The organism is Photorhabdus sp. RM96S, from assembly GCF_042879335.1.
Taxonomy (GTDB): domain Bacteria; phylum Pseudomonadota; class Gammaproteobacteria; order Enterobacterales; family Enterobacteriaceae; genus Photorhabdus; species Photorhabdus kayaii.
In genome coordinates, this window is sequence record NZ_JBHFKT010000120.1 from 1 (window position 1) to 1,257 (window position 1,257).

Annotated in this window: 1 protein-coding gene; it reads left to right on the forward strand. The window is 43.7% G+C overall.

What is annotated here, in order from left to right:
- Positions 1–82 precede the first annotated feature (82 nt).
- Positions 83–1,120 (forward strand): IS5 family transposase, encoded by a 1,038-nt coding sequence (locus ACGF49_RS24525; RefSeq protein ID WP_191215023.1) that lies wholly within the window; start codon positions 83–85, stop codon positions 1,118–1,120.
- Positions 1,121–1,257: the final 137 nt, after the last annotated feature.

A 1,257-nucleotide genomic window follows, 5' to 3' on the forward strand; every position in this document is an offset into this window, starting at 1 on the left:
GGGAACCTCTAAAAACTTTTCACAGCCACAAAATTGAGTAAAATGTAGGCACAGTACATCTCTGCAAGGTAGCGCTGTCATGATACCGCCTCGTTCTGCTTTAAAAAAAGACAAGCTGGCATCCGAATATCACCGTCGAAAAATCGATGAATTAGGTGATCCGCTACTTGTTCTTGATAAGTATGTTGATTTCTCGGCACTGGCTGACACCATAGACCTTGTCGCGCCACGTATTATTTCTCCCAAAGGTGGACGCCCGCCCTTCCCGACTGAGGTGATGGTTCGCATCATTATCCTGAAACATTTCCATAATCTTTCCGATGAAAAGATGGAATATCAATTGCTTGACCGAATGAGCTGGCAACGTTTTTGTCGCTTGACCGATGTCATTAATATTCCAGACCGTAACACGATTTGGTGTTTCGAAAAACGGATTGGCCAGGCAGGTGCCAGAGCGTTGTTTGAAGAGGCGAAGCATCAGCTTTCGACACAGGGATTCATTCCTAGAGGGGGTCAACTCATTGATGCCACGTTGATTCCAGTTCCTAAGCAGCACAATAAGAAGGAAGAGAATGAACAAATCCGTCAGGGTAAAACCCCGGATAACTGGACAGCAAACAAACGATGCCAGAAAGACACCGAGGCAACCTGGACGAAAAAGAACGGTAAAAGTTATTTTGGCTATAAACTGACCATTAATGTCGATACAAAATATAAAGTGATCCGCCACATCGCGACAGGAACCGCAGCTGTCCATGATAGCCAGTTTTTTGAAGCCGTTTTGGAGCGGTCAAATACAAGTCGGGACATTTATGCTGATAAAGGGTATGCCAGCCAGATGCGTGAACGTGCGCTGAAGGAACAGGGCTATCGTGTTCATATTCAGAGGAAAGCGTCACGCAATAAGCCCTTATCAGACTGTCAGAAAGGCCGAAATAAGAAAATAGCGAAAACCCGGGCACGAGTAGAACATATCTTTGGCTCATTCTCTCAGATGGGTGAAAAATTTATCCGAACGATAGGCCAGCTGCGAGCCACTTTTGCGATGACTCTGAAGGCAACCTGCTATAATTTACAACGTTTGGTTTATTTTGGAAAATCCGGCATTCATGCCTTTTAATTCCGGTATGTGATGAAAAAGCGATGAGTTTATTTTTTCCCCTGAAAAAGCAAGAAAAAGTCATACACAATAAGGTCATTTATTGGTGAGTGCAAAATTGATCTTATTTTTTGTATTGAGAGTTTTTAGAGGTTCCC